At 43.2% G+C, this 1,507-nt stretch carries 1 protein-coding gene; it reads right to left on the bottom strand.

Features of this window, described 5'->3' with window-relative positions:
- Window positions 1-404: 404 nt before the first annotated feature.
- Window positions 405-1,421 (bottom strand): IS110 family transposase, encoded by a 1,017-nt coding sequence (locus HUJ19_RS00015; protein WP_290621509.1) that lies wholly within the window; start codon window positions 1,419-1,421, stop codon window positions 405-407.
- Window positions 1,422-1,507: the final 86 nt, after the last annotated feature.

Genomic DNA, 1,507 nt, shown 5'->3' with positions numbered 1-1,507 from the left:
AATTAATGGGGTCACCCATAAGTCGCTAGCTGTCAATAGGGTGAGTTTAATCGAAGCGCATCTATGCACCAATAATTTGATTTCAATTTCTTAGGTTATCGCAAAGTACGGCCGATTTTAATTGTCAGGCTACTTCTGTAACGAAGTGCTTCAGTCACCCATCAGGATCAAGACAACCAGTACCCTTTTTAAGAGCTAAGCTGTTGTCCCTGGCATTTTTTATGCCCCATTAAATAATCAGTACCCCTGAGTAGCTAGTTGGTACAGAGTTAAAGACTAATCGTCAGCCTCCGTTGAGCTTACGCAGAGTGCACTTCACTAAACCTTATTAAATAAGTGGCGAAGGATATTCAGAGCTCTGGGTTACTAACCATACCCCATTTGATCTCCTCGCCAAAAAACCGTTATCCGAAAGCACGCTTTACATCGAATATCGTGTTGTCTTTCAGCATGTGATAGCAAGCACGAGTTAGTTTATTGGCTATTGCCTTTTTGGCCACCATGGTTGGCACTTTTCTTAGTTTGCGTTGATACACACGTTTAATATGAGGATTCCATATAGTTGCGTAATGCGCTGCTTCGACAAACGCCATCGCAAGATAGCGATTACCATTTTTGGTATTTCCTTTACCCTTTGATTTCCCATTGCTGATTTTATCTGATGGGACACAGCGAGCATAGGAGGAGTAATTTCCAACCTTTGGAAAGCGCTCTATCGGCCCCGTTTCCAACAAAATAGTCATAGCAAGAACTTTGCCGATCCCGGGCGTACTTTGTAGAATGGCGAAGCCTCGACTCTCTTGGCAGTCTGTCAAAACAAAGTGTTCAATAGATTCAATGTGCTGTGTCAAATCCTGCATGAGCTGCCATTCGCATCGTGCTGTAAGTAGGCTTGCTCGATCAGTAAAATAATCACCTAGAGCTTCTTTTTCTAATTGCTTAATCTGAAGTGCCTTTAGACGCTGTCCAGTATGCCGGTTAATCATGCTTTGCAAACTAAGGTGATGAGCCGTGCGCTGTTTAATTAATAAGAGCCTTCGACGTAGCAGGTCGCGTACCGAGCGCATGGCTTTGGGATAGATATAACCTTTTGGAAGGATGTTTAACCGTAGCAAATGAGCGAGAAACCTCGCATCAGTAGAGTCATTGGTATACTTGAGCCCATTGTATTGCTGTATTGCGAGCGTGTTGGCAAGGTGAACGGGAAAGCCAGACTCCATCAAACCATCAACGAGCCAATACCAATTGTAAGTGGATTCAATGACCACACCCGATAATTCTGATTGGTACGGAGTTAAGAAACTAATAATTTGCTCCAAACAATTATCAAGCCGTTTTTCTTGGAGCACATGGTCGTGTTCATTAATAATTGAAATAACAGAGTTGTTGCAGTGAAGGTCGATTCCGCAGTAGAGTTGCATAAGTCGTCTCCTTTGTATGAAGTAAGCCCATCTGAGTATACCTCTGGATGCCTCAACGGAGGGGGCGACTTATGATTTTCAGAGTA

Source organism: Kangiella sp., from assembly GCF_014762745.1.
In the GTDB taxonomy this organism is placed as follows: Bacteria; Pseudomonadota; Gammaproteobacteria; order Enterobacterales; family Kangiellaceae; genus Kangiella.
This window is presented reverse-complemented; position numbering and strand designations above follow the sequence as displayed.

What these genes read in the sequence shown, in the direction of transcription:
- HUJ19_RS00015 (WP_290621509.1), bottom strand. Translation starts at nt 1,421, where the DNA reads ATGCAACTCTACTGCGGAATCGACCTTCACTGCAACAACTCTGTTATT.